Source organism: Psychromonas antarctica (assembly GCF_022267535.1).
Lineage (GTDB): Bacteria > Pseudomonadota > Gammaproteobacteria > Enterobacterales > Psychromonadaceae > Psychromonas > Psychromonas antarctica.
The window spans coordinates 1-1,950 of sequence record NZ_JAHNZV010000218.1; the positions used below are offsets into that span (position 1 = coordinate 1).

The window sequence follows — 1,950 nt, forward strand, 5'->3', positions numbered from 1 at the left end:
CGACGAAATTACTTGCTTCATTCTGTACGTTAATTCTCTTATTAACAGAGAAAATCGATAGGCTCTAAATAAATGGGCAGGGAAAAGTAATATTTAACTTGACGTGGGAAGTCATACCAACGCCGCGTTAAGCGGACTAAAATTGTTGGTTATAATGTGAAGCGAAGCGGAACCTAACCAACTGTTTTAGTTCCGTTTAAACGCCTTGTTATATGCGTTTCGGAGCCATTTTACTAGCGGTGTTAACCATGTTCTTGTTGGGTAAATCTTCATTAAGTATTTCAGCATAACCAAGTCGATGATGTAACAGGGTAACCAATTCTCCACCTATAACCATAAACTTCGCTTCTGACGATAAGTTTGAATTTGAAGAAAGCTTCCCAATACGTTTTACTACTTGAGATGATGTAAAATCAGTCAGCCAATCGTGTGCAAAGTCATTTCTAACATTTGCAAGTAATTTAATGTGTTCAAACTCATTATCCGTAAGTAATGCTAACATATGACACACATTTGCTTTGTTCATTATAGAGTTTAAACAGCCAGATAAATCTGAAGTTAATTTGGTAGCTTTCAGTTTGTTAGGGCTAAACTTTATGAGTAACTCCGATAGCAGGTAGTCAACAAATGAAACAATGTTAATCACTTTACCACGACAGTTCTCAGCTTTAACTTGGCTAGAGAATTTTTCAAGAAATACCCTTGTTCCTTCATCTTCTATAAAGGCCATAAACTCAAAGCTTGCTGACTTTTGTTCAATGGTCATTGTGAAATCCTTGAGCATATAACGCCGCTAAACACTGGCGCGTAGATTTGGCGACATTTTTGCGGCTTTTTGTTTTTGCAAAAAAGACGACAAAGCGTAATGCGTCCAGTGCCTTGCCTTGTTAAGTTTTGCGACTTGTAAGCTGGTAGCCTACATGAAACGCAACGCGTATATTTCTTTTAACTTGAAACTAAAACTGTTTGATTTGCCTACTTAATTTTCAACGAAGTAGCCCAACTGCAAACAGCAATGCTCAAAACGTGATACTGATAAATAGGTAAATTAACCAAGCCCGTTTAGTACAAAAGCCAACTTGATATTGCCCCATTTCCAGCTGCGATTCAGAGTGCCGATTCGCAAATCCATTGGATATGGGATCGCGCAAAACACCCAACCAACCTATTAATCATTTTTACATTTTAAAAATCGGAGTGAAATTTAACGCCGCTAAACACTGGCGCATAGGTTTGGCGGCGTTTTTGCAGCTTTTTCTTTTTGCAAAAAAGACGACAAAGCGTAATGCGTCCAGTGCTTTGCCTTGTTAAGTTTTGCGACTTGTAAGCTTGTAGCCTACATGAAACGCAACGCTTATATTTATTTTAACTTGAAACTAAAACTGTTTGATTTACCGATCTATTTTTCAACGAAGTAGCCCAATTGAAAACAACAAAGCTCAAAACGTAACGTTGATAAAATTGGTAAATTAACCAAGCCCGTTTAATACAAAAGCCAACTTGATTTTGCCCCATTTCCAACTGCGATTCAGAGAGCCGATTAGCAAACTCATTAAAAATGGGATCGCGTAAAATCCCCAACCAACCTGTTAATCATTTTTACATTTCACAAATCGGAGTGAAATATAACGCCGCTAAACACTGGCGCTTAGGTTTGGCGACATTTTTGCGGCTTTTTGTTTTGCAAAAAAGACGACAAAGCGTAATGCGTCCGGTGATTTGCCTTATAGTTTGACCAATCCACTTATTTAATAAATTCATTTCCTATTATATAAGTGGAACATGCTTCTGTTGGTTACGAATATTGATTTGCTAAACATACGATGTTTCTAACAAGACGTTCGAGCCAACAGAACAACTCGCTTCAAAACGCATACTCAGGGATTGACAACCACGACTATCTATAAGACCTGCGAGAAACGAGCTTTAAGCACATTCCATCGTTAACTT

The 1,950-nt window shown here is 37.9% G+C and carries 1 protein-coding gene; it reads right to left on the reverse strand.

Annotated features, from left to right (window positions below):
• Window positions 1-208: 208 nt before the first annotated feature.
• Window positions 209-766: a hypothetical protein gene (locus KSO91_RS17055; RefSeq protein WP_238744219.1), complete on the reverse strand. Its 558-nt coding sequence runs from the start codon at window positions 764-766 to the stop codon at window positions 209-211.
• Window positions 767-1,950 lie beyond the last annotated feature (1,184 nt).

What these genes read in the sequence shown, in the direction of transcription:
- KSO91_RS17055 (WP_238744219.1), bottom strand. Translation starts at nt 766, where the DNA reads ATGACCATTGAACAAAAGTCAGCAAGCTTTGAGTTTATGGCCTTTATA.